The organism is Pradoshia eiseniae (assembly GCF_002946355.1).
Lineage (GTDB): Bacteria > Bacillota > Bacilli > Bacillales > Pradoshiaceae > Pradoshia > Pradoshia eiseniae.
This window is the reverse complement of sequence record NZ_PKOZ01000001.1, coordinates 445,927-470,107: the sequence shown is the minus strand read 5'-3', so window position 1 is coordinate 470,107 and position 24,181 is coordinate 445,927. Positions and strand designations below refer to the sequence as shown.

The following is a 24,181-nucleotide window of genomic DNA, read 5'->3' as shown; positions in this document are numbered from 1 at the left end:
CGTGTTTTCGTATTCTCACTGTTTTTCCGTCTGGTAATAATCATAGGCTTTCTCCATAAACGTAAGAACCTCTTGATCGATGGGATAAAGGCTATACTTTTCTGACTCCTCTGGTGACATCCTTATATCCCAGAGTTTGTCTAAAAAGGCCTCCTCCTCACTGAAATCCTCCTCTATTTTGTCGCTCATTCTGCTAATGATAGTTTGTATGCGTGAATTACGATAGCCCAGGTGCATATACTTTTTTAGCTGCCCTATTAGAGCGATCCACTCTAATGAATCCGGATCAGTACTAGCCATATTTGGAAGCTTATCTAAAACTTCTTTATTATTCATTTCCAATTTATTAAGGTCATAGGTTAACATATCTCGTGAATCTTTCGTAAATAAACTTATAATATTCTTGATTTTATATTCTTCTCCCTCAATGGCTATGCCATTGATCAATTCTCTTAAATGAACCTCTAGCTTTGAGAGGCGATTCTTTTCACTCAATACATAGGATAGCTGCTTCATGAGACTGATTGACCAATCCCATTGCTCGTCCTCTAACATACTTTTGATTTCACTTAATGGGAACCCTATCTTCTTCAAGAATTGGATTTGCTGCAGTTTTTTCAACTCATTGTTCGAATATAATCGATGGCCGCCCTCCGTTTTGGAGGCAGGCTTAAGCAGGTCAATCTGGTCATAATATCGTAGAGTCCTAACAGACACTCCGCTAATCTTTTTCATTTCATTAATATGCAACAATAGAATTCCTACTTCCTTATTCTTTATTGGAATTTGTGAATAATAGAGACTTACATACGTAACCAATCCCCAATCCGATTAATACCCCTGGAATAGCCTTGTCAAAAAGAAGTCCAATTCCTGCACCAATGATGACGCATCCATAAATGATCATATCCCCTAATTTCAATGTTAACTCTCCTCCTGTAAATGCCCTTATATAACATGATTACTCACAGTATAAAAGATGACGTAAGGTCACTTTCAAGTCATTTCCAAATACTTCATCATAAGATTTGCAAGTGACCTTACGTCATCCTTTATTGTTAAATGGAAGGAGGCTAGGTTAATGAGTAAACATATATTCTTCGTTTTTTCTTTCTTTATCATGATTATCATTACAGGCTGTTCCCCTGTTCAGGAGAACGTAATCGGCCATACAGAGTCAATTGAAGGTGTGCGGGAAATTGTTATCGATTTTGCCAGTACTGATGTGACTTTCCAGCCAAGCGATGAAGGTGAACTAGAAGCTTATCTAACTGTTTATGATGACGGCCCCGGTGTAATTGCGGATCGGTCCTCACGACAATTATCAATTTCTTTAGGCAGTGATATGACGCGCTTATTAAACCTCGAAAAAAAACCGGCTTTAGAGGTTAGAATTCCGCGCCAATTTAGAGGCAAAGTCATTCTGGATGGAGCTTCGGGTAATGTTTCTGGACATAACCTTGACCATCATCAACTTGATATACGTTCCAGCAGCGGAAATGTTAATCTTCATTTTAGCGAATTAAATAATAAAGTTGAAATCAAAACCACAAGCGGAAACGCCTCTGTTGTATTTGATGAAGAACAGCCCAATGTTAATTTAGCGATTGATACAAACAGCGGGAGGCAATCAATCAACCTCTCTTTAGATAAACAATCACAATCAAAAAAAGGATTACATGGCTCCGCCGGGGACGCCGGCAATAAAATGATAATTCAAACTAAATCCGGAAACATACAGATAAATGAGTGAAAACTTGGATGTTTCATTTGCCCTCATACCAAAAGTTCCAGGTTGAATCCTTCTCTCATGCATATACAAAAAACGCTTGGGTAATCCCAAGCGTTTACATACTTAATTTATCTTTTAATAATAACCTTCTCGCCATTCAAGTCGAACCCTTGAACCGCTTCTTTGCTCGCAACCTGGAAGTCGCCAACAATAGTGTGCTTCAAAGCAAATGATGATAGAGCAAAATCCAATGTCTCTTGCAGACTGTAGGAATTCGCAAGACCGAATAATGCTCCGGCAACAAATGAATCGCCTGTTCCGATTCGATCAAGGACATTGACTCTAACCGGGCCAAGTTTATGATGCTCCGTAGCAGTGATGACTGCACAGCTTAAATTCTGGACATTATCATCAAGAATCTCGCGTTCAGTCGTAAAGATTTGGTCGAAGTTATATTCCTTTTGAAGCTCCTTGAGCAATTCGATCTTCTCATCAAAGGATTTTACCTTTCTTTTCTCTTGGCGAAGAGTGAGAACATCCATGTAGCTGCCGAAGCAAACATTTACGTAAGGCAGGATTTCAATGAATGCTTCTCTAGCTTCTTCAATACTCCATAGTTTTGCACGGTAATTGAAATCAAAGCTTACTTTGATTCCTTTTTGGCGGGCCAATTTCACAAGTGCCATTGTTGTTTCACGCGCTTGTTTGCTCACGCCTAAGCTGATTCCGCTGACATGCAGCCATTTCGCTTGTCCAAGCATCTCTTCAAGCTGATAATCATTAGGCACAGCATCGACAAATGCTGAATTTTGACGGTCATAGGTAACCTCTGTCGGACGGATGGAGTGCCCTTCCTCCACGAAATAAAGGCCCATTTTATGACCCTGCTGAATCACATAATCCGTATTAACTCCAAATTGACGCAATTGCATAATCGCTGCCAATCCAATGTTATTATCCGGAACACAGGTAGCATAAGACGTTTTTTCGCCCCAATTGCTTAAAGCGACTGCGATATTCGCCTCAGAGCCGCCGTAAACCATGTTCAATTGGCTGGCCTGAATAAATAATTGATGATTGGAGGGAGTAAGACGCAACAGCATTTCTCCAAACAACATGATTGACTTCATCATTACACCATCTTTCGAATTTGTCCAAAGAACGACTAGATCAAGAATCTAGCCGCTCTTCGATAAAGGTATATCAGGTTCGTGCAGTCTGCACACTGCTATTAGGCTTTTTTGATTTTTGTCAGCTCTTTGTTTAGCATGAACAGCAATTGTTCTGAGAATATCTCTGGTGCCAAGCTAGCCAGCATGTCGATTTGCATGCCTTCTGCCATACCATACATTGGATGCTCTTCTGAGAAGCCATTTAGGTATTTTTGCAATACTGCTTTTGCTTCTGGGTTCGCAAATAGTTCCCCAAATGTGCAGCGTGTAGAGTACACATCATCTGTGATTTCCAGCTCTTCAATTTCAACCTCGCCCATGTCTTCAGGCATTTCGAACCAGTTATCTACTACTCCGCCAGCCTCAGTCTCAGGAAGGACATAGCTTGGGTTAGCTTCTTCTACTTTATTGAAGAATGCTGTGTCTTCTACATCGCCAGATACAGCTCTTACTTCATTCAAACCTGGCTGCAGCGCAACATTTTCAAAGATGAAGACTTTATCCTCGCCTTTTTGTGTCGCTACTTCTGTTCCGTTCACATAAAGCGTTACTTCATCACAGTTGGAATAGATTTTCACCGTGATTGCCTCATCCGCACGGTCAATATAGCGTTTGCTTGTGATATGAAGAACTTTTTCTTCTGACCAGTTTGCTTTGTACATGAAGAAAGCATCTTTCTTAATTTTGCGGTCATAAGTGATTAAGCCTTTGTTGTTTCTTCCCTTTACGCCGCCTTCATCACGGATGTTCGCACCGAAGTCAAACATGTTCCATACATATGTTGACCAAAGGAATGGGCGCTCAGAGAAGATTTTCCACACTTTTTCGTGGTATAGTGCATGATATTCTTCTGTGTAGTCTTTTACCTTTGCATCATCTGTGTGATATTCGATAATTCCTTCTGCACCGTATTCAGAAATACCTAAAGGAACAGTAGGGTTTGTTGCATGGTACCCATCAATCCAAGGACCAAAATCTTCTGCTTCCCCTTGGTACCAGCCATAATATTTATTGTATCCAATAATATCAGTCATATAGTTATACTCATCATTATCTGGTACAAACATAACGTTCGCTTGTGTTGTTAAGCGTGTTGGATCTTCTTTTTTCGTTAATTCAGCAAGCTCTCTTACTAACTTTCTAACTTCTGGACGGTTACCGCCGATTTGGATCTCATTTTGCACGCCCCAGAACATAATGCATGGGTGGTTGAAGTTTTGTCTGATCAACTCGATCATTTGCTGTTTCGCGTTGATACCTTCTAGTTCAGTTTTAGACATAATTGAGATGAACGGAATTTCAGCCCATACAACCATACCCTCTTGGTCACAGAGATCATAGAAATATTGGTCATGCTGGTAGTGAGCCAGACGGATAGAAGTCGCGCCAACCTCTTTGATCAATTCCATATCTTCTTTATGTTCTTTCTTCGTAATTGCCCAGCCCATGTCTTTTCTATCTTGGTGACGAGAAACACCATTTAGGCGTAAAGGCTGTCCATTAAGGATGAATCCTTTGTCCGGGTCCACTTCGAAGTATCTTACACCGAATGGAATGGAAATTTCATCAATTGTGTCATTGAAGCTTGTTAAGCTCACGTTTGCTTTATACATGTAAGCATTTTTTCTGCCGTTCCAAAGAGTTGGGTTTTTAATAACAGCAGGCATTTCTACTTCTTTATTTTCACCAGCTGCAAGAACAACATCTTTCGCTGCATAAGCAACCACATTACCTTCAGCGTCAAATAGATCTGCCCAAAGGCGTACTTTCTTTTCTGTGTCAAGCTCGTTGACGAGTTTGGATTTAATCGTCAAAGCTGCCTTCTCTTCGTTTACTTCGTCCTGGATGATGTAAATACCTTGTGAACCGTAATCCATCAAGTCAAAGTGAACATGGTTTGTGATAACCAAGTTAACGTCACGATAGATACCGCCATAGAATGTAAAGTCAGCCATTTGCGGATATACATCTTCCACAACTGTGTTATCCACTTTTACCGCTACTGTGTTTGCTTTTCCAAACTCAACCACATCTGTAATATCAAAACGGAAAGTAGAATATCCGCCGCGGTGCTGTCCCATATGGTGACCGTTTACATATACGTCCGTAATGCTGTTAGAGCCGTTGAACTCAATGTATACACGGTTTCCTTGCTCTAGTGTATCAACCATTACTTCCTTGCGGTACCAGCACGCACCTTTGTGGAAATCGAACCCATTCGCTCCATCAATCGCATTCCAAGTATGCGGAACACTCACAGTTTCCCAGCTAGTATCATCAAAGCTTTTATTGTAAGCGTTAACTTCATCTTGTTTAATAAATTTCCATGAATCATTGATGTTTACGATCTTTCTCATGATTTACTCTCCTTAGGAAATAAAATTATTAAAATAATAATTTGTGAAAAAATGAGCAAATAAAATTTGTGTTTTCTTTCACAAATTGATAATCCTAGTATAGTATAGATTCCTAAATATTAATCGCACATTTTTGCTTATAGTAGTATAATTATTGCATCTTTTACGATAAACTAAATAAAAAACAAAAAGAGATGATGAAATGTTAGCAGCAGACCGCCTAAAGGACTTAAACAAAATCTGTCAAATCGTCTTTTCCATTAGCAAGATTGACGTAAGATATATTAATGAGGAAGATACGGCGCTTATCCAGAAGGTTAAGCAAAATATCCCCGCTGTCTTGCAGAACTTCGAGGATGATTTTAGACAAATAAACGATTATCTTAAAAGACATCCTACAAATTCTTTTTACTACTATATAAATTGTTTTCGACAGCAATATATCGCTGTCGGTATTTGGAATCAAACAACTTACAATGGCTTCATAATGGCCGGTCCTTTTTTATCAAGCGTACCCGGAACAGATTTTTTAAGCAGTATTATTTCAGAAAACAAAATACCAATTAGTGAACAAACAGCCCTGCAGGAATTTTATGAATCCCTTTCGGTCGTTCATAATAGTGCCAGTAATAGTATTGGTGAATTACTGGTTAATTTATGCTCGAATATCTTCATTGAGGCAAAATTAATTACCTCAGATCCGCCGCCATCCTCGCAAAGTAAGGAATCCATTAAAACCCTCATCGATGAAAATAAACACATCATTGAAACGGTTTATCGCCAAGAGCAGGAATTCATGCAAGCCATTATGACTGGCGACAAGGAGAAGATCCAAAATATTAAAGTTAATATCCATGATACTTATTTAGAAAACCGAGTACCTGAAAGCCCAATCCGAGCTTCAAAAAATTTGATACTTGTAGTGAACACGCTCTGCCGTGTAGCGGCCAAATATGGCGGTGTTCATCCTGTCTATATACATGAAATATCCGATAAATATGCCATCTTAATTGAGCGTGCACCAAATATGCCTCATTTAAACAAGGTGGTCGAAGTCATGCTGGATGAGTATTGTGATCTCGTAAAGGAATATTCCACTCTCCATTATAGTGAGCTGGTCAAAAAAGCCGTTGATTATATCCGCTTAAATATTGACAGCCCCTTAACCTTGCATGGAATAGCTGATGCCATTCATGCCAACCCTTCGCATCTATCCAGAAAGTTCAAGCAGGAGACCGGACAAAGCGTCATCGACTTCATTAATCACAAACGCGTAGAATCGGCGAAGATCTATCTCCATAACAAGCAAAATTCCATTACTGATGTTGCCTTTATCGTGGGGTTTAATGACGTCAATTATTTCAGTCGCGTGTTTAAGAAGTTTACTTCCATGACCCCTTCTCAATATATGAAACAGCATAAACGGAAAAATGATGGTGAATGATAAAAAATATCGCAAAAAGGATGCAAGGCCTATTTAGCCTTGCATCCTTCCTCATTCAAGACCGCAAATTGTTTTCGCCGATACACACTTAGCACAACCCCTATTAAGAAAGCATTAAATATCGTCGGCACCCCGCCATAGCTGATAAACGGCAAGGACATGGAGATAATCGGAACAAGCCCGAATATCATGGCGATATTGTAGAAGAATTGCAAGGAGAAGAGAGCCACAGCTCCCACTACGAGCAATTTTGCATATTGGCTTTTCACTCCAACAGTCATGGCGCCCATGCGTATCACAAACAGGAGCAAAACAATCATGACTGTAATGGACGCTGCATATCCAAAATGGGAGGTCAGGCCAACCAATGCATAATCAGTGTGCAGATCTGGTATTGGGTTCACTTGTTTAACAGTCTCACCGAACCAGCTAGCCTCAAGCATTCTCTCACGTAATTGCACATACATATATCCAGCTCCATTAGCATATTGCTTAGGATCAATAAATGCCTCCACACGCTGAATTTGATATTGCCTCCCAAGAAGATACAAGGAAGCAATCCCTGCCGTTCCTAGAGTGAATATTCCTGCAGTTAAAGAGAAAACGATTCTTTTGCTCAAATGGCTCCACCAAAGCATAATCATGACCATCATTCCATAGATAAATGTGATTGACAGGTTCGGAATCATTAGGAACAGATAAAGAGAATAGATAAACAGCAAGATAAGCTTCCAAGCTTTTATTCTTTTATCCCGAAAAAATTGCGCCCAGGCCAGGAAAAAGAATGGCAATGCTGCCCAACAGTCTAATGCTCCTAACCCTGGTAGATAAAATTTTGGCTCTCCGTTAGAGAATGTGTTAGGAAACCATCGCAGACCATACAAAATGGCCGTTCCCATTAAGAAAAATGCCCAGCCCCATTTTTGCAGCTTCCGGTAATCGAAAAACATGATACCAACAGCTAATGCTAATCCTGCTAACCCAAAAATACTCTTCTTCTGTAAAAATGAATCGCGCATTTCTCCATATGCTACAGCATCCAACGCCAAGATAGGAAGAATCCCTAAAGCCATCACAGCCGCTAAAAGAGAGAGCAGCAGCCAATCGACCTTTGGCCGGTGAAGCTTGTTCATTTTCACACCAAGCTTCTGCGGGTCACCCATTTGCTTAACGGCCTTCTCCTCCGCCTCTATTTCCGTCATTCCTTTATCCATCCAATACTTTTTGGTTTCCTTCAGATGATAATTCAATTCTTTTTCAACATGGATACGCGCTTCCCTTGAACGTATTTGCCCGGTAACAACAGCTAAGAACCGTTCCTTATACTTCATATCGCTCACCCCTCTGACTGTTCCTTGAAGGAAAAGCGGGCACGCGAAGCCCGTTTACTCGTTTTTTCAAGAACACGTCTCCCTTTATCTGTCAGTCGATAATATTTTTCTCCAGAAGAGCCCCAGGACGATGCAATAATACCCCTGTGCTCCTGTTCATGCAGAAGGCTATATAAAGAGCCTTCGTCGTCTTCATATTTTCGTATGCCTCTTGCTTGCAGCAGCCCAGTCAATTCAAAGCCTGTTCGTTCCTTGGCAAGCAGCTCAAGCAGACTAGTGAGAACATCCTGTTCGCTAATCGCTTCTTTCGCGATAGAATCATGAATGCGTTTCTTCATCATGCTTGTGAACTCAAGCTCTTGCATATATGTATTCTCCATCGCCTTCTTAAGTCCCCTCAGCCGTTTCTCCATTCACTGATCCCTCCTAAGCTTTTCTTTAGGATTGCTTTCCCGCGGCGCATCCTTGTCTTCACAGTATTCTCCTTCAAAGAAAGGACCTCTGCGACTTCCCTTATGGGCCTGTCTTCAAAATAATGAAGGTAAATTACTTCCCGGTAATTGACGGGCAGGTGCATGACTGCCTGCGCTAAGCGGGCGTCCTCATCTTGCTGAATGACGGTATGCTCTGTGCTTTGCGGGCTTTCACGTGAATAGAGCATTTCATCGCTTGTTGGGATGACATGATTGTTGTACCAGCTTTTCAAATAATCTTTGCAATGATTGATGGCAATTCGCCAAAGCCATGTCCTTACCTTTGCTTTTCCTTTATATGTATGCAGTGCTTTATAGCATTTCACGAAAATCTCCTGTGTGAGATCCTCAGCGAGATCGCGGTTATTGACATAGGAGTAAGCCAGCTGCAGAATCTCCTGCCCATATTGATGCATCAATTCATCAATGAGCACATCCCTATCTTCTCCGGCAATCCGCTCAATTGTTAGTTCCTCCACCATTTCCCCTCCCTCACATATATTGACGAGGCATTTGCCTGTTTGGTTTTAATTTCAAATAAAAAACAGCCGTTTCCATATAGAAAGCGGCCGCGCACGTCCTCCCTTTAGTTTGCGTATGGCGGAGCCGTTCCTTTTCCGCTCTTAACGGCTACTGAATCACGTTCCACTTCATAGGTCCAAATCCACGAACCCTTTTCAAGCCCTTTGTCCCATCTCTCCGTAAACGTAAGGATATATTTTTCATTACCGATTTCTTTAACAGATGTTTCTCGCTCGACACGATACCCGCCAATTATCCCTTGCCATATGCCAGCCTTTTTTGGGAAATCTTCAATAACCGAATCTTCTCCATCTGCAGCAAATTCAATAGCATCTTCCACTGTGAATGGCGGCATAGGCTCTGATACAAGCTGAAAATAGCCCCACATCAATCCGCCTGCCACGATTGGGGAAAGAAAGAGGAGCTTTATACTCAACGAATCATTCGCTCTCGCCCACATCCATCGATCAATGAAAGCATATAAGACAGCCACTGCCAACCCTATGACTGCCAAACTCGGTTCCTGAAAAAGAAAACCAAATAATAAACCAAAAAGACCATGATATAAAACATACAGCCAACTATGCTTAATAACCCCTTTCTTTTGCGCATATTCGATAGCGCCAGACACTAGATTCCCATATATCAGGACAACCGTACCCATATACATTGCGTAGAGGAATGTCCAGCCTAAAAAGTTCACTCCTAATTGATAGGAAGGTTCTCCGTTGGTTGGAGAAGACATATACCAATACGCTAAAATCATAGAGGTTATCATGGTCGCGAAAAAGGTCGCTGTCATTTTCCGCACGATTATACTTTCAACTTTCATTTTGTATCCCTTTCTTTATATGAAAATATCATTTTAAATTAGTAATAAGTGCCCTTAATCGGGCGTGACTGTATTTGACTCCTGCTGGTTCTTGAGCATTTTGGATATATGAAAGAATCCGTACATGCAAATAAGACCAATACTTCCGGTAATCACTCTCTTCGTTATGATGGACTTGCCGTAGGCATCGACTCCATGCTGGAGGATTAGCCATGCATCAATCCCAGCTTTCAAAAGGGATTGGATCACAAAACCATAGGTGATTAGCTTAAATACGTATAATATCTTCGGCTGATAGTAGCTCTCCTTTAACATCTGCCTGTCATAGCCCTGCATCTCCGTAAGATCGAGTGCAAAGAGCAAGGATGTGGGCTTGTTAATAAAGTTAGTCACAAGGAAAAAGACAGCGAGCCCGAGGGAATAGTACACATTGTTCCACATCATTTGCAGGGCAGAGCCTGAAAGCACATCAATGAGTGTTCCAATCATTAGCGTGCCAATCATGACAAGACCAAAGAAATTAATCCTCTTATATTCTATGAATCTCAAAATACTGTAAATAATGCCGGGTACCGTTGAAATAAGCATCGCATAATATTCATCGATGCGATCATTCAGCACGTTCCAAATGACAAGAGGGAATATGAGATAACAAATCAAGTCCCATAGAACTACTTTATTCTTCACGCGGTTTAGCTCCTTTCTAACGAACTTCCATATATTTTTGTTAAAATTGATTAAATATTCAAACAAAATGCGATATAATACATTCTAATCCTTACATATTTAAGGCTTTCTTAGCCAGAAAGGCGGCATATACATGGTGAACTTCTATCTCTTTGTCCTCATGTGCATTTTCCTGATTATTTTGCCTGGGCCCGATACGGCTGTCGCGACCAAAAACACGCTTAGCCACGGAAGAAGCGCTGGCTTTAAAACGGCCGTTGGCACTTGCTGCGCCTTAATGATTCATACTTCCGCCGCCGTGTTAGGTCTTTCCGCCATTATCGTGAAATCCGCTTTTCTTTTTTCTGTCTTCAAATACGTCGGAGCCATTTATTTGATATACCTAGGGGCCAAGACTTTATGGTCTCTTTGGAAGCGAGAAGAGGCAATGGTCACAGAAACGCAGCCTAAGGTACAATTCGAAAAAGCATCCTATTTCAAGCAAGGATTCTTAACCAATATCCTCAATCCGAAAGTGGCTGTCTTCTTCCTGACCTTCCTGCCGCAATTCGTTGAATCAGGCAGCAATACCCTACTTCCATTCCTGCTCATGGGAATCACCTATACCGTGTTGACGGCCGTTTGGTTCCTTCTATATGTTTATTTGATCAATCAAATCAGCGTCTTCATGAAGAAACCGAAAGCACAGGCGATGATTGAAGGAATTACTGGCACAATCCTGATTGGATTTGGGATTAAGCTAGCACTAGAGAAGGCGCAACACTAAAAGATTTATCCTTATCAGCTCAGAGCGAATCACTCTGAGCTTCTTTCATTTTCATCCTGCTTTTCAGGAAATCAATTTTTCTGCTATCTTTATGATTGTTTTGATCTGCTCGATAGCTATCCTTAGAAGATGCCTCATAAACTTTTATGTATTGCGGAATATTTAATAGGTAAAAATTAACCCCTCTATCCTGATAGATCTCTAACTCCTTTAATTCGACTCCAGCGAAGCTTGGCAACGTATCAATAATGCCAAATTCTACGCACAAGCCCTTATTAGAGAATGCATGCTCATGCAAATCAATGAGCGTATATCCCAATGACTCCATGACATCCATGATTTCCTCCCATTCGAAGATAGACTCCTCAGGCGGGACTTCCCATCCCCTTTTGTCGCCAGGCACATGAATATCTATATCCTCTGCATCCCAGCTTCTATCTGTGACTACTTCCAAACCTACGGAACCCATTAACAATGGAATAATGCCAATTTCATTTAGTTTTTTCGTGATTCTAAGAAACTCTTCATATTTTAGGTGCGCCATTGTCCATCATATCCCCGCTTTTTAATCAATGTCCAAATTATACCATGAAATAAATGGGAGATTTTCTTTTTCTATAAAAAAGCGGCTGATCTCTATTAAGACCAGCCACCTAAAACGAAATCATCCACGATGCGGCACTCGCTTCATCAAATATTCCACAAACTCATCATCCCTCACAAGCCATGCAGCATGCGTGCGTTTCAAATACCGCTCCCCCTCATCAAGGCTTTTGAAACGAATCTCGAGCACCTTATCATTATGGTCAATTCTCCATTCGCTTCCCTTCGGATAAAGGAGGTAGGTATCATTTTTGCTGCCATGATAAAGGGTGCCGAAAGAGGATTGCTTCACATTATAATGATTCCGTTTTGCATCCTCTCGCAAATGGGCAAGCGGAAAGGTTTTGGCCACATACTCCTTATAGGCCTCCTCTGTCAGCGAACAACCAGCAGCCTTTGCATGGCCGCCTCCCCCATGCTTGGCCGCAATCTCAGACACATCAATATCATCATGGATTGTGCGGAAGGAAATCCTTCTTCCGCCCATATTCATGATAGCAATATAATCAAGATGAGCAAATTCCTTACCGAGCTCGCTCCCCAGTTCTGACAGATAGGATTCCGCGTAAACAACCCCTGCAACCTGACCGCTTACCTCCGTTTGCACAACCTCACGTTTCTTCCGGCGAAGATAGCGTTCCATTTTGTCATATTCCATCCCTAATACCTTTTCTTCAAAATCATCGAAACTGAAGAGTTCACCACCTTGCAGCCTCTCTACCATTCTCTCCTCAAATTCATCAATCGAGGTTAAATAAAGAAGCGAATTCAAACGGTGCGCCCGCTCGTTCTCATTCTTCTCCCACTCCCATGTATCATATTGCCGGATAAGCTCTACGAAATCTGTTAACCCTTCTGCTGGCTGTAAAAATTCACGACGTATGAGATAATCATAGAAAAGCGATGTCGCACTCGTCCCCTTTCCCTCCTCATCAATTGAGAGGACGAATCCCCATTCATACTCATTCAGATGCTCAGCTGTCTTATGATGGTCAATCAGCTGAACCATTCCCTTACTCGCAAACCGCTCCTGCAGCTTCTTCTCGTTCTCTTCATTCGGAGACATATCGGTAATAAACAAATATGTATCCGAATCCTCTTCAAGGAAGGATTCAATCTCTCGATTCAGGCTGGCAATCGAATTGTAGCGCACTTTCACCCTATCCCCGAAGGCAATCCTCGCCAAAATGCCGCAGCCAACACCATCCAAATCATTATGCGTCAGTAGTTTATACATTGTGTTCACCTCATTGGTAGTATATGTTTTGGGGATAAAATTACTCTTTTGTGGGCTCTTCTTTCACTCATCCTTTACCCGCTTTGCCCGGTGTTAGGGTGGGGCTTTCTCTGGCGATGTCCACCCTTTGACCACCCTTTCCCCCTTTACATGCGGTTAGGGTGGGCTTTCTCTGACGATTCCCACCCTTGGTCCACCCTTTACCCCCTTTGCCTGGGATTAGGGTGGGCCTTCTCTGACGATTCCCACCCTTTGCCCACCCTTTACCCACTTTGCATGGGATTAGGGTGGGTTTTCTCTGATCTGCCGCCCGCCCAAATCCTCCTATCATGATAAAATAAAAACAATAATCAAAAAGGAGAATCAGCTATGTATCCAATCTGGCCAAAAACAGTCGATATGCGTGGTGAAACGCCAACACTTGTTCCATATTTCGCACCCCAAAACCCAACCCGGTCAGCCATCATTATTTGCCCTGGCGGCGGGTACCGAATGCGGGCCTGGCATGAGGGAGAGCCTGTGGCACGGTGGCTGAATACGCTTGGCATCACAGCGTTTGTCCTCCATTACCGAGTAGCTCCGGCTAAGCATCCGGAGCCCCTATCCGATGCGCAGCGGGCGATCCGTTATGTTCGCCATCATGCAGATGAGTGGGGGCTTGACCGTGAAAAGATTGGCATCCTTGGCTTTTCAGCCGGCGGTCATCTAGCAGCCAGTCTCTCCAACCTGCATGATTATCCAGCCTATCAGAAAATCGATGCAATTGATGAAGAGTCATCCCGACCGGATATCGCGATTCTCTGTTATCCGGTCATCACAATGCTTGAGCATACCCATGCCGGTTCTCTTCTCTGTTTGCTAGGGGATGAACCGAATCAAGAGAAACGCGAACTTCTGTCGCTGGAGAACCATATCAGCAAACAAACACCGCCGACCTTCCTTTGGCATACAGCAGATGACCAATCTGTTCCTGTAATCAACAGCCTGATGTATGCAACCGCATTGAGTATGGCTCATGTTCCGTATGAGCTCCATATATTCGAGCATGGACGTCATGGGCTCGGTCTTGCAGAGGAGGAACCAGACGCGGCCAAATGGAATAGACTCTGCGCAAGCTGGCTTCAAAGGCAAGGCTATGGTAAAAGATAAGACAATGTCATCCCCAAAATTTCTCACATCTTTTTAATCATTATGTTACAATTTAACAGTCTGATAATTCAGATAAAAAACGAACTATCTTTATATAGGGGGTAGATATTATGACAAATAGCAGAAATGTTTGCATAAAAATCGAAACGGGGATTTCGACTAAGTAACTATGTTGTTTCCCCATATATTGAAAGGGGATAATAATTTGAATCAAACATTATTAATCATTGATGCTCAACAGGAATTAATCGATGGAAATCAAGAAGAAAGTGAAGTCTTCAATAAAGAGCAGCTTATCAGAAATATTAACCTACTGATTAAACAAGCAAGGGAGTTTGATATCCCAGTTGTATTTGTCAGAGATTCAGATGTTGCTGATGGCAAAGGAGCAGGCTTTCAAGTTCATGATCAAATTAAGGTCCCTGCTGATGCTTTATTTTTTGATAAAGCCGCAACGAATTGCTTCCATGGAACAGGGCTTCTAAATCATTTGAAGTCTCAAGAAATAGGCCATATTGTTATTGCGGGTTGTAAAACACAGCATTGTATTGATAGTGCTGTCAGAACTGCAACCATCAATGGTTTCGATGTTACATTAGCCGGTGATGCCCATTCTACAGAAAACAGTGATTCTTTAAGGGCAGAACAAATTATTAATCACCATAACGAAACTCTTCATGGCCATTACAATGTGGAGCACTTTTCACTGGTCAGGAATACAACGGAAGACTTGTTTCATCCGCTTCATGACTCATACAGAGAATGATCATTAATAAACGAGGAGAAAACTATATATGACATTGGAAATGAGAAAAAAATGTGAGAGTTGCACCTCATTGTTAAATGATCATTCAATCGCATATATTTGTACCTATGAATGTACATTTTGTAAGCCTTGTACAGAAGCTATGAAACAAATATGCCGTAACTGCGGCGGTGAACTAGTTAGAAGACCGAGAAAACAATAAAATAGGTTCAATCACTTTAAGATAAGCAGGTGAATTTTCCTGCTTATTTTTCATTGCGATGTATTGCCCAAAAAAGACTGAAGACTTCGTCTCCAGTCCAGTCGATTACCCTCTTCCTCCTTGGAAGCTCGGGTACAGCGTCATACCGCCATCGGCATAAAGCGATAATCCTGTCACATAGCTTGCTTCATCAGAGGCGAGCCAGACGGCACAAGCCGCGATTTGCTCTGGGTTTCCAATCTTGCCAAGCGGAATCATGTCCTCCACTTGTTTTCTTTGTTCAGGGTCATCGAACTTCTCAGCATTGATTGGGGTTTTAATGGCACCCGGGCAAATACTATTGACCCTGATGCCATGCGGGGCATATTCCATCGCCAATGTTTCAGTCATCAGCTTCACGCCGCCCTTGCTTGCTGCATAGTGAACGAATTGCGGCCAAGGAATCCGGTCATGCACAGACGACATATTGATGATCGAGCCTTTAATATTGTTTTCTACCATGTATTTGAGTGCTTCACGGCTTCCGAGGAAAGCGCCCGTCAGATTGATATCAATGACCTTCTGCCAATCCTCCAAGGATAATTGATGAGATTCTACTTGATTTTCCATTCCGGCGTTATTGATCATGACATCTAGGCTGCCGAATGTCTCCACGGCAAAGTCTATCATTTTCTTAACGTCCTCTTCGTTCGAGACATCGCCTTGAACAGCCGCGGCATCACCGCCGTATGATTTTATCGTATCAATGATGGCGTTGTAGTCATGCTTATCTGAGTGATAATTGATGACAACCTTGGCTTGTTCTTTCCCAAACCGCTCCGCCATTCCTCTGCCAAGACCTGATGCGGCACCTGTGATCAAGACTACTTTATCTTTTAAACTATCATACATCCTCTATTCCTCCTTCATTATTCTTTCGTGAATCCAAGCATGACTCCGCCAGCGATGACAAGCGCACATCCGATGATGATAAACGTCAGCTGCTTTTTCGATTTCTTCTCGCCAAGAAGGAAGATGCCCCCCAATGTGGAGATGACTATTCCCATTTGTGAGAAAGAGAAACCTATCGCGACGCCGACTAGCGGATTGGCAAGCAAAAGACCAATATTCCCGATTGCCCACATAATCCCGGCCAGCACATTGCGGACCATATACTTATTGAACGGATTATCCTTGATGGAGAGCAGAAGTGTGGCAATGAACATCCCGACCCCCTGCGGCAGGATAGCTGCCCATCCATCAATGTCATACCAGCGGACAATGACGACATAGAGGACAAATCCAACCGTTGATATGCCAAGGAACATGGCCCCTTTTTTCTTGCTGCCTTCCTCTGAATCCTTCCCTTGGCCCACACCGGTCATGATAATACCGGCGATGATGGCGGCAATCGCCAACAGCCCAAGAATAATCGTCATTGTGCCGGACCATTCCTTGAAAATGACAACCCCGAAGAAGGTTGTCCCGAGTAATTGAAGACCGGTAGATATCGGTACTGTCTTCGATACACCCATATTCTGAACGCTATTAAATTGATTGAGCTGTCCGATCGCCCAGCCCGCCCCGGAAATCAACCCAACAATCCATACCGTCATGCTCATCTCCGGCTGCTGGATGAAATACATGACGAGACCGAATAGAAGCGAACCCGTCGTAATCCCTAATGTCTGGGATTTCGGATCACCTCCCAGTTTTTCACTGACAAGCACCAGGCTTCCCCACGCAAGCGCGGGCAATAGTGCGTATAAGATTCCTTCCATGTGCAATACCTCTCTCAACTTTTATCAATTCTAGAAAAAAATGCGGTATTATCCGCGAATAGTATTCCATTCCCTTATACGTGATAAAGGAAACATGTAAGACACTTAGCCTCTAATAGTCGGAATTAAATGGTAAAATAAATCTCTAATAGATTGTTTAAAGAAAGGATGCTGAATCATGAAGAATTGGGAAGAGGAATACAAGAATAGCGAATTATTATGGGGTCTAAACCCCAACAGCACACTAACTCAGTATGCGGAACTCGTTCCCGCTGGCGGCAAGGTGCTGGACATTGGAATCGGGGAAGGAAGAAATGCTTTCTTTTTTGCGCAAAAAGGGTTTTCAGTGGAAGGTATTGATCTATCAGAAACTGCGATTGAACGTTGCTCAGCCCTTTCAAAAAAACATCATTTGGATGTCGTCGCCAAGGTGGCTGATATTACGACATTTGATATTGAGCCTAATCATTATTCTTTCATCATCCTCTCCAATGTTCTCAACTTTTTTCCTGAGGAAGAGATTGCGCCAATCATCGACAAGGTCAAGAAGGGATTGGTCAAGGATGGCTTGGTCTATGTGAATGCATTTGATATCAATGAACCAAGCAGGAAAAAGGCAATCGACAAGTATAAGCGATTAGGCAGAAACTCATTTTTTGATGCAACGAATAATATGTTCCTTCATTACTTTACGAAAGATGAATTTGAAGGATTATTCCCCACATATAGAACCATTAAGACTGGTCATTCATACGCAATGGACCTGAGCCATGGTGAGCCTCATTACCATAGTACACTCGAACTATTAGCTCAAAAACAATGAATTAGTAAGACAACATAGATACAGCAGAATTAAGCAATACTATGTCGAATACAGAATAAATGTAATAGGCCTTTTTCCTTATTTTACCTAAACGTAATATCGAATCTCTCTAAAACTATTTATAATCAGAATGTAGGCCATGAATATGGTCATATTGAATCAAAGGGGAGCGGTATATGAGATTTCGATTGAAATTCTATCGTATGTTAGCCATCGTCACGATGATTGTAGCTCTTGGCGGAACATTAATCGTGCCTGCTGCAGGTGCAAGCACAGCAGACCGGCAAAGTGATGCTCGTTTCATTCAGGAACTGGGCATTTCACAAAAGAGCGCCAAAAAACAGAGTTCCATCAGCCGTGAAGACGCTGCGAGCTTGATGGCCATTGCCTTAAAGCTCGATAACAAGAAGGCGCCAAACGCCGGATTTCAGGATGTGCCAAAAGCATCCGAAAAAGCGGTGAACAGCTTAGTTCATGCCGGCATCATCGAAAAGAATGGCAATAAATTCGGCAGCAAAAATGCGCTAACACGCGGAGAACTTGCTGTCTGGATTGCCAAGGCTTTCAACTTGAAGGGCAGCACAGATACTGATTTCACCGATGTACCAGCAAAATATAAAGAATTGATTGGTTCTATTGTGCTATATGACATTGCAGATGGAATCTCTGAAACAGAATTTGGTTACAGCCAAAGGGTAACCTTATCTGAATTCATCACGATGCTTCAATCAGCTATTAAATCTCCTGACTATCAACTGCGTGTCCTTCATGTAAATGACACACACGCCAATATCGAAAACACACCGCGCCAGATCAGCGCAATCTATGAGCACCGTAAAGGCAATACGAATAATCTCCTGCTCCATGCAGGTGACGTATTCTCCGGTACTCTATATTTCAACGAATTCAAAGGACTTGCTGACCTTGAATTAATGAACCTTGTCGGGTTTGATGCCATGACATTCGGCAATCATGAATTTGACCTTGGTTCAGAGGCTTTAGCACCGTTTGTGCAAAAAGCCGAGTTCCCATTCGTGAGCTCAAACGTTGATTTCAGTGCCGATGCACTCATGAAGGACCTCCAATCGAGCACATATACGAAAAAGGCTAAGGATGGAAAAATCTATGACGGCATCATCAAAACGATCAACGGCGAAAAAGTTGGTATTTTTGGCTTAACAACAGCTGAGACGGCGAGCATCTCTAGCCCAGGTGATGTGAAATTTGAAGATTATATCGCTTCAGCAAAAGCCTCTGTAAAAGCCTTCAAGAAGCAGGGCGTTGATAAGATCATCGCGCTCACCCATATCGGCTATAATGATGGCGGCGGGGACAATGACCTTGAGCTTGCCAATCAAGTTGATGGCATCGACGTCATTGTCGGGGGCCACTCTCATACACAGCTTGCTGAGCCTGTCGTAGTCGAAAAGTATAAAGAACCAACCGTTATCGTCCAAGCGAATGAATATTCCAAGTTCCTCGGCGAGCTTGATGTCAGCTTTGACAAAAAAGGAAAGGTCATCGCCTATGACGGTGAACTGATTGAAATTGACGCAAAAAACGAAGATGGGTCCTTTATCTTCGCAGATGACCCAGAAGCAGCTCAAATTCTTGGCAAGTACAAGCCTATCGTTGATGCCAAGAAAAAGCAGGTCGTCGGGTCGACAACGGTTGACCTAATCGGGGGCAACCCTGCGGCAAGAACAGGCGAGACAAACCTCGGCAACTTAATCGCTGACGGTATGCTTGCCAAGGCAAAAACGATTAACCCGAACACCGTGATTGCTCTTCAAAACGGCGGCGGTGTCCGTACAACTCTACAGGCAGGTCCAATCACTTTAGCTGACGTGATGACCGTTTTGCCATTCAGCAATGCACTGGCGATTATGGAAATTACCGGTTCAGAGCTAAAAACAGCGCTTGAACACAGTGTGAATGCCGCACCTAGCGCAAGCGGCGGCTTCCTGCAAGTAGCAGGCATGCGCTTTACGTATGACAGTTCTAAAGCATCAGGCAGTCGTGTCCAATCAGTCGAGGTACTGCAAAATGGCGAATACACAGCCCTTTCTGACACGGCAACCTATTATGCAGCCACAAATATCTTCACAGCAAAAGGCGGCGATGGCTACGCAGTCTTCGCAGATATTTATGCAGATGGCCGTGTAAGTGAACCTGGATTCGTCGATTGGGAGATTTTCTCTGATTACATTCAATCCTTCCCGGACCAAACCGTTTCACCAAGCGTGGAAGGACGAATCACTGATGCAGCAAAACCATAATAAGCTTTGAAAATTGAGCTGACCCTAAAAAAAGCACTGCATAGCAGGCTTTTAGGGTCAGCTTTTTTTGGGGCTTTTCTGCTTCGTGTAGTGAGCTGTTATTATGCTCTTTCTCTATTGAGTTATTTACCTAAATATCCCCATGATTATACTACTGTCTGATTTGTAGCAATTCTTATTTCAATACCTTCAATGTAAAGTAGATCACCGGAAATAAGGTAAAGAAGTTGTTTATAATTTTTTGACTCCATATGTTAGGAAACCATATATTCTCCATGCCAACTTATTAAATGCAATTTAGCGGTTTATGATAAAATATCATTATATCGTAATAATATTCTGATAATTGGAGGTATTTTCACTATGGAACAATATCTGAAAGTATATGATGCCTTACATAAGGTAAATATTCCATATGAGATTGTTGAACATCCTCCTGCTTTGACAACAGAAGAAGCAGATAACTATATTGTTGGAAAAGAGGGAGTACGCACGAAAACACTTTTTCTTACTAACAAAAAAAAGACCGCGTATTATTTAGTTATTATGGATGATGCAAAGCGTCTTGATATGGAATACCTCGCAGAAATTCTTAATGAAAAACGAATTAGCTTCGGATCACCAGAAAGGTTAATGAAAAAAATGGGGCTGCCTCCTGGTGTAGTTTCCATTTTTGGATTGCTAAATAATGATGAACAAGATATAAAGGTCTATTTAGATAAAGAGATGCTCTCAGAAAGATTGATGAGCTTTCACGCAAATGACAACACTAAAACTATCTTTATATCCACTGAGGATATGTATAAATTTATAACTTCAATTGGTTATGAGTACAATATTGTTGAACTCTAAAAAACCAGCATTTTGAATGTTTCCACTTAAACTATCAGGGCAATTACGGAAGATGACCGGCTGTCAACTTAACAGCCAGTCATCTTCAATTTTTCAATAAATCAAGAATATCCATTGGTTCCTTCAATATAAAGTCTGCTGATTCAAACCCTTCTATCTTTTTGGCTCCCCAGAAGGCTAAGGCAAACTTCACGCCTGCGCTATGAGCACATTGCAAATCATAGATGGAATCCCCAATGTATATGGCCTCATCCTTTTCAGCCTCCAATTCTTCCAAACAAACCAATAACGGTTCCGGATGCGGTTTATGTTTAACAGTGTCTGTTGCACAGATAATACTTTCGAAATAGCTGCTGATTTCAAAGAGCTCAAACCCATCCATTAATTCTTGTCTTGTTTTAGACGTGACAATACCTGTTCTAAGCGGGCTTTCTGATAGTGTATGTAAGACCTCTTTTATATCTTTAAATAGCTGCACTTCTTTTAGGAATGCTAATTCAGCCTTGGACCACTTCATATGCACGCGCTCAATATCCTGGACATTAAGTCTTCGCAGTGTTTCTTTTCCTGGTATTCCTAAAGCAAATTTCAAATCCTCTGACTGATACTCTCTTCCTTCTTCCTTTAAAACTTGCTGCAAGGATTTTAATATAGCACTCTCAGTATCTAGTATGGTTCCATCTACATCAAAGATGATATATTTAATCATTCCTCATCTCTCCTTAGTGTCCCTTCAATACAAATTCTTCACAGTCTCTTCCTATGTGATATTGCCCGACCAAATGAGTATTGGTTAAACATATACTATTCTCCTTCCAATACATCCCCAATTTCCATTAAACGTTGATTAAGCTCATCCCAATCATACATATTAGATAAACCATCCCTAATTGCTCCGGAAATCATCATGCCTGAAATGAGAATACATATAGCTAAAATGACAATGGCAGCTGGCAAAGATAATTTATTCACATAACTCCCCCTTTAACAGATTCCCCCATTAATATTACTCTCACAAGAACCAAACAGAACCTTCTTTCAGTGAAAAAACCATAGGGAATTCAGAACATTGTTAGGTGATAAATTGACTTATTTTACACTCTTTGTCAGCTGCCTGATTGCTCCTAAATGATAAGCAGCATGAGCTAATGCCCCTAGGACAACGGTGACCTCGGACGAAGATAGCTCTTGCTTGGCATTAATAAAGTCTGTCATCTTCCTGTATTCAAGATGAAGGTCTTTCATTATTCGCTTCCATTCATGCTCCCCAACGGCAGCGATTTCCCAGCTCTCATCCCAATTGAATTCCAGCTTCTTCCCTTCCAATGTTTGATTACATGCCCATAAGTGATAACGTGTATGATCTGTATGCGCAGCTATTGTCACCCCGCCAACCAATATGGAAGCTTCTTCAGCCCTCAAGGAATCAAGGGTGCCAAATAATCCGCTCCCTGGCTTTGATTCTGTGAATAAGCTTCTATTTCCTTTCGGCCCGTCAAAAGTTTCGCTAAATAGAATTTTGATTTCTTCATTCATCCGTTCATCAACCTTTCTTTTATACTCCAATTTACGATTGAAGGAGCCTTTTTTTAAGATACATTTCGATAATCGGATATTCATCCCCTGCTTCTTTTTGTTCCTTCTCGTTAAGATTATAAAAAAAGACCGAGCATGCTCAGCCGCTAATATACACCATAGAGTATTCCTTGCACTCCATGGCGTAAAGTTACCATTTTTTCTAACTGTCATTATTATTGTAAAGGTTAAATACAAGCCGATTAAACCAGAGCTGTTCATAAAAACCAATGACATATCCCAAAAAATATAACCATCCAGTGCCATGAATGGGATGCATCCTTGTTTAACTCATTTTCCCTTCTCCTCTTTCATCCAGATTGACTAGCCTTAGCCCAACTCTTCACTTAGCGGGCATCGCTTGGCATCGTCACATCCTTTACTACTGAAATAGTCCAAGTAATAATTGTCGTGCTATCTCTTACTCCATTGTCACTGATTTTCTCTAAAATGGCCTGAATGCTGGCAGTTCCTGCCTTGTCGAATACAGACTCATAAACGCTTGAAGGATGGACAAACGGTTCATTCGGGCATTCAATCAGTCCATCTGTCGTTAAGAACAGGCGGTTTTCACCCTTCCTCAGTTCCCTGACACCGATACTATAGCAAGGGACCTCAGTTGCGAATGTATTCACCTGGCCTATCCATTCATAGAATTGACGTTGGTTCAGCTGGTACTGTCCGAGCGCAGCCAGGTCTGGATGGAAGAGGCAGAGGATGCAGTCACCGACGGAGAACCACCAAACATACTTATCTCTTCTCACCACGATCAAGCAGGCTGTCTCGCCTTGGACTCGTTGACATCTGGATAAGAATTCAGTTGATTGAAACATGCTGAGTATTTTCTCTTCCACCCTTTTAAAGCTTTGTTGAATAGCCTGCATGGATAATAGCTGGCTGATTTGCCCTTTTTCTTGATTGAATAAATCAATGATGATTTCAGCACTATCCGCCGTATTATGTGCATCTAATAACAGCGTAAATTCCCAATCTTCCTTTCTGTTCACCCAAACGAGGCAGCCGTCTTCATTTTTATGCTGTCCTGCGCTAGAATTGCCGCCAAAGCGTCCGATGACCACATGATCGGCTGTATGTACATGAATCCGATCGACAAAATGTTCTTCGCTTCCCACCCAGTTGAATTCATTACTGCTCATAGTGATGATTCTCGAGGTATGTCTTTAGGCGATGGCATAGTGCGACCACCTCATCATTGGTTCCCATCGGCGCTTCTTCCCAATCATATACATCCATTGCGCCCCAATAGTTTAGAGGTGTATTCGGATATCGCGCGACCAAGTGCATATGTAGATGCGGCACCGAGTTCCCTGAGACAAGTGAGTAAATATGCTCAGCTCCCTCTGACTCCTTCAAAGCCTTGCTTATCCTCGCCATCATGACACCGAATGCCTCGGCTTCATGAACAGACATCTCTGCTAACGTGGGTACATGCCTCTTCAAATCAATCATGATATGGCCTAAGTAATTCGGTTTGCCGTCCCGGTCAATATGGCCGACATAAATGAACTCATCTTCGTATATAACTGCTACGGCCGTAGCAATGTTCCCCGCATGCTTCTCACATATAAAACAGTTTGGCATCAGTATCACCTCTTCTA

At 42.1% G+C, this 24,181-nt stretch carries 27 protein-coding genes; 9 read left to right on the top strand and 18 right to left on the bottom strand.

Annotated elements, in window-relative coordinates; all coding sequences use genetic code 11:
* Window positions 1-15: 15 nt before the first annotated feature.
* Both CYL18_RS02315 and CYL18_RS19345 read right to left on the bottom strand, forming a co-directional pair.
* Window positions 16-753 carry a MerR family transcriptional regulator gene (locus CYL18_RS02315; protein ID WP_104847844.1) on the bottom strand — a complete coding sequence of 246 codons (738 nt, stop codon included), beginning with the start codon at window positions 751-753 and terminating at the stop codon, window positions 16-18.
* Window positions 754-769: 16 nt separating this feature from the next.
* A complete protein-coding gene (locus tag CYL18_RS19345) occupies window positions 770-922 on the bottom strand; it encodes a hypothetical protein (RefSeq protein ID WP_201741224.1) in 153 nt (50 codons plus the stop codon).
* A 159-nt stretch (window positions 923-1,081) separates the two neighbouring features.
* Between CYL18_RS19345 and CYL18_RS02310 the strand changes: the two genes are divergently transcribed.
* Window positions 1,082-1,753, top strand: a complete 672-nt coding sequence (locus CYL18_RS02310; RefSeq protein ID WP_104847843.1) for a DUF4097 family beta strand repeat-containing protein — start codon at window positions 1,082-1,084, stop codon at window positions 1,751-1,753.
* A 107-nt stretch (window positions 1,754-1,860) separates the two neighbouring features.
* Here the strand turns inward: CYL18_RS02310 and CYL18_RS02305 are convergent, their stop codons facing one another.
* Together CYL18_RS02305 and CYL18_RS02300 are read right to left on the bottom strand one after the other, a co-directional pair.
* Window positions 1,861-2,865: a sugar kinase gene (locus CYL18_RS02305; protein ID WP_104847842.1), complete on the bottom strand. Its 1,005-nt coding sequence runs from the start codon at window positions 2,863-2,865 to the stop codon at window positions 1,861-1,863.
* 98 nt (window positions 2,866-2,963) lie between these two features.
* On the bottom strand, window positions 2,964-5,261 hold the full coding sequence (locus tag CYL18_RS02300; RefSeq protein ID WP_104847841.1) for a glycoside hydrolase family 2 protein: 2,298 nt from the start codon (window positions 5,259-5,261) through the stop codon (window positions 2,964-2,966).
* Window positions 5,262-5,463: 202 nt separating this feature from the next.
* Between CYL18_RS02300 and CYL18_RS02295 the strand changes: the two genes are divergently transcribed.
* Window positions 5,464-6,705, top strand: a complete 1,242-nt coding sequence (locus CYL18_RS02295; protein WP_104847840.1) for an AraC family transcriptional regulator — start codon at window positions 5,464-5,466, stop codon at window positions 6,703-6,705.
* 29 nt (window positions 6,706-6,734) lie between these two features.
* On the opposite strand, the gene CYL18_RS02290 is transcribed toward CYL18_RS02295, so the two are convergent.
* The 5 genes from CYL18_RS02290 to CYL18_RS02270 all read right to left on the bottom strand — a co-directional run bounded on the left by CYL18_RS02290 (window position 6,735) and on the right by CYL18_RS02270 (window position 10,550).
* On the bottom strand, window positions 6,735-8,036 hold the full coding sequence (locus CYL18_RS02290) for an FtsW/RodA/SpoVE family cell cycle protein (protein WP_104847839.1): 1,302 nt from the start codon (window positions 8,034-8,036) through the stop codon (window positions 6,735-6,737).
* A 5-nt stretch (window positions 8,037-8,041) separates the two neighbouring features.
* Window positions 8,042-8,449, bottom strand: coding sequence for a PadR family transcriptional regulator (locus tag CYL18_RS02285; protein ID WP_104847838.1), 408 nt, complete (start codon window positions 8,447-8,449; stop codon window positions 8,042-8,044).
* Complete coding sequence (locus CYL18_RS02280) at window positions 8,434-8,988, bottom strand: sigma-70 family RNA polymerase sigma factor (protein ID WP_104847837.1); 555 nt, start codon at window positions 8,986-8,988, stop codon at window positions 8,434-8,436. Before CYL18_RS02280 ends, CYL18_RS02285 begins: the two co-directional genes overlap by 16 nt.
* A gap of 107 nt (window positions 8,989-9,095) precedes the next feature.
* Complete coding sequence (locus tag CYL18_RS02275; RefSeq protein ID WP_104847836.1) at window positions 9,096-9,863, bottom strand: hypothetical protein; 768 nt, start codon at window positions 9,861-9,863, stop codon at window positions 9,096-9,098.
* A 54-nt stretch (window positions 9,864-9,917) separates the two neighbouring features.
* The gene (locus tag CYL18_RS02270) at window positions 9,918-10,550 is read right to left on the bottom strand and encodes a VC0807 family protein (protein WP_104847835.1); all 633 of its coding nucleotides are present in this window, start codon (window positions 10,548-10,550) and stop codon (window positions 9,918-9,920) included.
* A 133-nt stretch (window positions 10,551-10,683) separates the two neighbouring features.
* On the opposite strand from CYL18_RS02270, the gene CYL18_RS02265 reads away from it, so the two are divergent.
* On the top strand, window positions 10,684-11,316 hold the full coding sequence (locus CYL18_RS02265; RefSeq protein ID WP_104847834.1) for a LysE family translocator: 633 nt from the start codon (window positions 10,684-10,686) through the stop codon (window positions 11,314-11,316).
* A 19-nt stretch (window positions 11,317-11,335) separates the two neighbouring features.
* Here the strand turns inward: CYL18_RS02265 and CYL18_RS02260 are convergent, their stop codons facing one another.
* The gene (locus CYL18_RS02260) at window positions 11,336-11,860 is read right to left on the bottom strand and encodes a phosphoribosylanthranilate isomerase (RefSeq protein ID WP_104847833.1); all 525 of its coding nucleotides are present in this window, start codon (window positions 11,858-11,860) and stop codon (window positions 11,336-11,338) included.
* Between the two features lie 120 nt (window positions 11,861-11,980).
* Window positions 11,981-13,156 (bottom strand): DHH family phosphoesterase, encoded by a 1,176-nt coding sequence (locus tag CYL18_RS02255; RefSeq protein ID WP_104847832.1) that lies wholly within the window; start codon window positions 13,154-13,156, stop codon window positions 11,981-11,983.
* A gap of 369 nt (window positions 13,157-13,525) precedes the next feature.
* Here CYL18_RS02255 and CYL18_RS02245 point away from each other — a divergent pair, with 369 nt between their 5' ends.
* The 3 genes from CYL18_RS02245 (at window position 13,526) to CYL18_RS02235 (ending at window position 15,273) form a co-directional block, all read left to right on the top strand.
* Window positions 13,526-14,305 (top strand): alpha/beta hydrolase, encoded by a 780-nt coding sequence (locus tag CYL18_RS02245; protein ID WP_104847830.1) that lies wholly within the window; start codon window positions 13,526-13,528, stop codon window positions 14,303-14,305.
* Window positions 14,306-14,510: 205 nt separating this feature from the next.
* Entirely contained in the window at window positions 14,511-15,071 is a 561-nt protein-coding gene (locus CYL18_RS02240) for an isochorismatase family protein (protein WP_104847829.1), read from the top strand.
* A 28-nt stretch (window positions 15,072-15,099) separates the two neighbouring features.
* Window positions 15,100-15,273: a DUF1272 domain-containing protein gene (locus tag CYL18_RS02235; RefSeq protein ID WP_104847828.1), complete on the top strand. Its 174-nt coding sequence runs from the start codon at window positions 15,100-15,102 to the stop codon at window positions 15,271-15,273.
* A 105-nt stretch (window positions 15,274-15,378) separates the two neighbouring features.
* Here CYL18_RS02235 and CYL18_RS02230 read toward each other — a convergent pair whose 3' ends face one another.
* Both CYL18_RS02230 and CYL18_RS02225 read right to left on the bottom strand, forming a co-directional pair.
* Window positions 15,379-16,164: a glucose-1-dehydrogenase gene (locus CYL18_RS02230; protein WP_104847827.1), complete on the bottom strand. Its 786-nt coding sequence runs from the start codon at window positions 16,162-16,164 to the stop codon at window positions 15,379-15,381.
* A 17-nt stretch (window positions 16,165-16,181) separates the two neighbouring features.
* On the bottom strand, window positions 16,182-17,033 hold the full coding sequence (locus CYL18_RS02225) for a GRP family sugar transporter (RefSeq protein WP_104847826.1): 852 nt from the start codon (window positions 17,031-17,033) through the stop codon (window positions 16,182-16,184).
* Between the two features lie 178 nt (window positions 17,034-17,211).
* Between CYL18_RS02225 and CYL18_RS02220 the strand changes: the two genes are divergently transcribed.
* From CYL18_RS02220 to CYL18_RS02210, 3 genes are all read left to right on the top strand, one after another.
* Window positions 17,212-17,856 (top strand): class I SAM-dependent methyltransferase, encoded by a 645-nt coding sequence (locus tag CYL18_RS02220; protein WP_104847825.1) that lies wholly within the window; start codon window positions 17,212-17,214, stop codon window positions 17,854-17,856.
* A 176-nt stretch (window positions 17,857-18,032) separates the two neighbouring features.
* Window positions 18,033-20,135 (top strand): bifunctional metallophosphatase/5'-nucleotidase, encoded by a 2,103-nt coding sequence (locus tag CYL18_RS02215; protein WP_104847824.1) that lies wholly within the window; start codon window positions 18,033-18,035, stop codon window positions 20,133-20,135.
* A gap of 363 nt (window positions 20,136-20,498) precedes the next feature.
* Window positions 20,499-20,987, top strand: coding sequence for a prolyl-tRNA synthetase associated domain-containing protein (locus tag CYL18_RS02210; protein ID WP_104847823.1), 489 nt, complete (start codon window positions 20,499-20,501; stop codon window positions 20,985-20,987).
* An 85-nt stretch (window positions 20,988-21,072) separates the two neighbouring features.
* Here CYL18_RS02210 and CYL18_RS02205 read toward each other — a convergent pair whose 3' ends face one another.
* The 5 genes from CYL18_RS02205 to CYL18_RS02190 all read right to left on the bottom strand — a co-directional run bounded on the left by CYL18_RS02205 (window position 21,073) and on the right by CYL18_RS02190 (window position 24,164).
* Window positions 21,073-21,696, bottom strand: a complete 624-nt coding sequence (locus tag CYL18_RS02205) for an HAD family hydrolase (RefSeq protein ID WP_104847822.1) — start codon at window positions 21,694-21,696, stop codon at window positions 21,073-21,075.
* A gap of 95 nt (window positions 21,697-21,791) precedes the next feature.
* Complete coding sequence (locus tag CYL18_RS19180) at window positions 21,792-21,959, bottom strand: hypothetical protein (RefSeq protein WP_161497061.1); 168 nt, start codon at window positions 21,957-21,959, stop codon at window positions 21,792-21,794.
* Window positions 21,960-22,076: 117 nt separating this feature from the next.
* Window positions 22,077-22,607, bottom strand: a complete 531-nt coding sequence (locus tag CYL18_RS02200) for a hypothetical protein (protein ID WP_146102800.1) — start codon at window positions 22,605-22,607, stop codon at window positions 22,077-22,079.
* A 302-nt stretch (window positions 22,608-22,909) separates the two neighbouring features.
* Window positions 22,910-23,719, bottom strand: coding sequence for a protein phosphatase 2C domain-containing protein (locus CYL18_RS02195; protein ID WP_104847820.1), 810 nt, complete (start codon window positions 23,717-23,719; stop codon window positions 22,910-22,912).
* The gene (locus tag CYL18_RS02190) at window positions 23,709-24,164 is read right to left on the bottom strand and encodes an HIT family protein (protein ID WP_104847819.1); all 456 of its coding nucleotides are present in this window, start codon (window positions 24,162-24,164) and stop codon (window positions 23,709-23,711) included. Before CYL18_RS02190 ends, CYL18_RS02195 begins: the two co-directional genes overlap by 11 nt.
* Window positions 24,165-24,181: the final 17 nt, after the last annotated feature.

What these genes read in the sequence shown, in the direction of transcription:
- CYL18_RS02230 (WP_104847827.1), bottom strand. Translation starts at nt 16,164, where the DNA reads ATGTATGATAGTTTAAAAGATAAAGTAGTCTTGATCACAGGTGCCGCA.
- CYL18_RS02265 (WP_104847834.1), top strand. Translation starts at nt 10,684, where the DNA reads ATGGTGAACTTCTATCTCTTTGTCCTCATGTGCATTTTCCTGATTATT.
- CYL18_RS02210 (WP_104847823.1), top strand. Translation starts at nt 20,499, where the DNA reads ATGGAACAATATCTGAAAGTATATGATGCCTTACATAAGGTAAATATT.
- CYL18_RS02300 (WP_104847841.1), bottom strand. Translation starts at nt 5,261, where the DNA reads ATGAGAAAGATCGTAAACATCAATGATTCATGGAAATTTATTAAACAA.
- CYL18_RS02235 (WP_104847828.1), top strand. Translation starts at nt 15,100, where the DNA reads ATGACATTGGAAATGAGAAAAAAATGTGAGAGTTGCACCTCATTGTTA.
- CYL18_RS02305 (WP_104847842.1), bottom strand. Translation starts at nt 2,865, where the DNA reads ATGATGAAGTCAATCATGTTGTTTGGAGAAATGCTGTTGCGTCTTACT.
- CYL18_RS02295 (WP_104847840.1), top strand. Translation starts at nt 5,464, where the DNA reads ATGTTAGCAGCAGACCGCCTAAAGGACTTAAACAAAATCTGTCAAATC.
- CYL18_RS02260 (WP_104847833.1), bottom strand. Translation starts at nt 11,860, where the DNA reads ATGGCGCACCTAAAATATGAAGAGTTTCTTAGAATCACGAAAAAACTA.
- CYL18_RS02215 (WP_104847824.1), top strand. Translation starts at nt 18,033, where the DNA reads ATGAGATTTCGATTGAAATTCTATCGTATGTTAGCCATCGTCACGATG.
- CYL18_RS02285 (WP_104847838.1), bottom strand. Translation starts at nt 8,449, where the DNA reads ATGGAGAAACGGCTGAGGGGACTTAAGAAGGCGATGGAGAATACATAT.
- CYL18_RS02220 (WP_104847825.1), top strand. Translation starts at nt 17,212, where the DNA reads ATGAAGAATTGGGAAGAGGAATACAAGAATAGCGAATTATTATGGGGT.
- CYL18_RS02255 (WP_104847832.1), bottom strand. Translation starts at nt 13,156, where the DNA reads ATGTATAAACTACTGACGCATAATGATTTGGATGGTGTTGGCTGCGGC.
- CYL18_RS02205 (WP_104847822.1), bottom strand. Translation starts at nt 21,696, where the DNA reads ATGATTAAATATATCATCTTTGATGTAGATGGAACCATACTAGATACT.
- CYL18_RS02290 (WP_104847839.1), bottom strand. Translation starts at nt 8,036, where the DNA reads ATGAAGTATAAGGAACGGTTCTTAGCTGTTGTTACCGGGCAAATACGT.
- CYL18_RS02245 (WP_104847830.1), top strand. Translation starts at nt 13,526, where the DNA reads ATGTATCCAATCTGGCCAAAAACAGTCGATATGCGTGGTGAAACGCCA.
- CYL18_RS02200 (WP_146102800.1), bottom strand. Translation starts at nt 22,607, where the DNA reads ATGAATATCCGATTATCGAAATGTATCTTAAAAAAAGGCTCCTTCAAT.
- CYL18_RS02190 (WP_104847819.1), bottom strand. Translation starts at nt 24,164, where the DNA reads ATGCCAAACTGTTTTATATGTGAGAAGCATGCGGGGAACATTGCTACG.
- CYL18_RS02310 (WP_104847843.1), top strand. Translation starts at nt 1,082, where the DNA reads ATGAGTAAACATATATTCTTCGTTTTTTCTTTCTTTATCATGATTATC.
- CYL18_RS02225 (WP_104847826.1), bottom strand. Translation starts at nt 17,033, where the DNA reads ATGGAAGGAATCTTATACGCACTATTGCCCGCGCTTGCGTGGGGAAGC.
- CYL18_RS02195 (WP_104847820.1), bottom strand. Translation starts at nt 23,719, where the DNA reads ATGAGCAGTAATGAATTCAACTGGGTGGGAAGCGAAGAACATTTTGTC.
- CYL18_RS02275 (WP_104847836.1), bottom strand. Translation starts at nt 9,863, where the DNA reads ATGAAAGTTGAAAGTATAATCGTGCGGAAAATGACAGCGACCTTTTTC.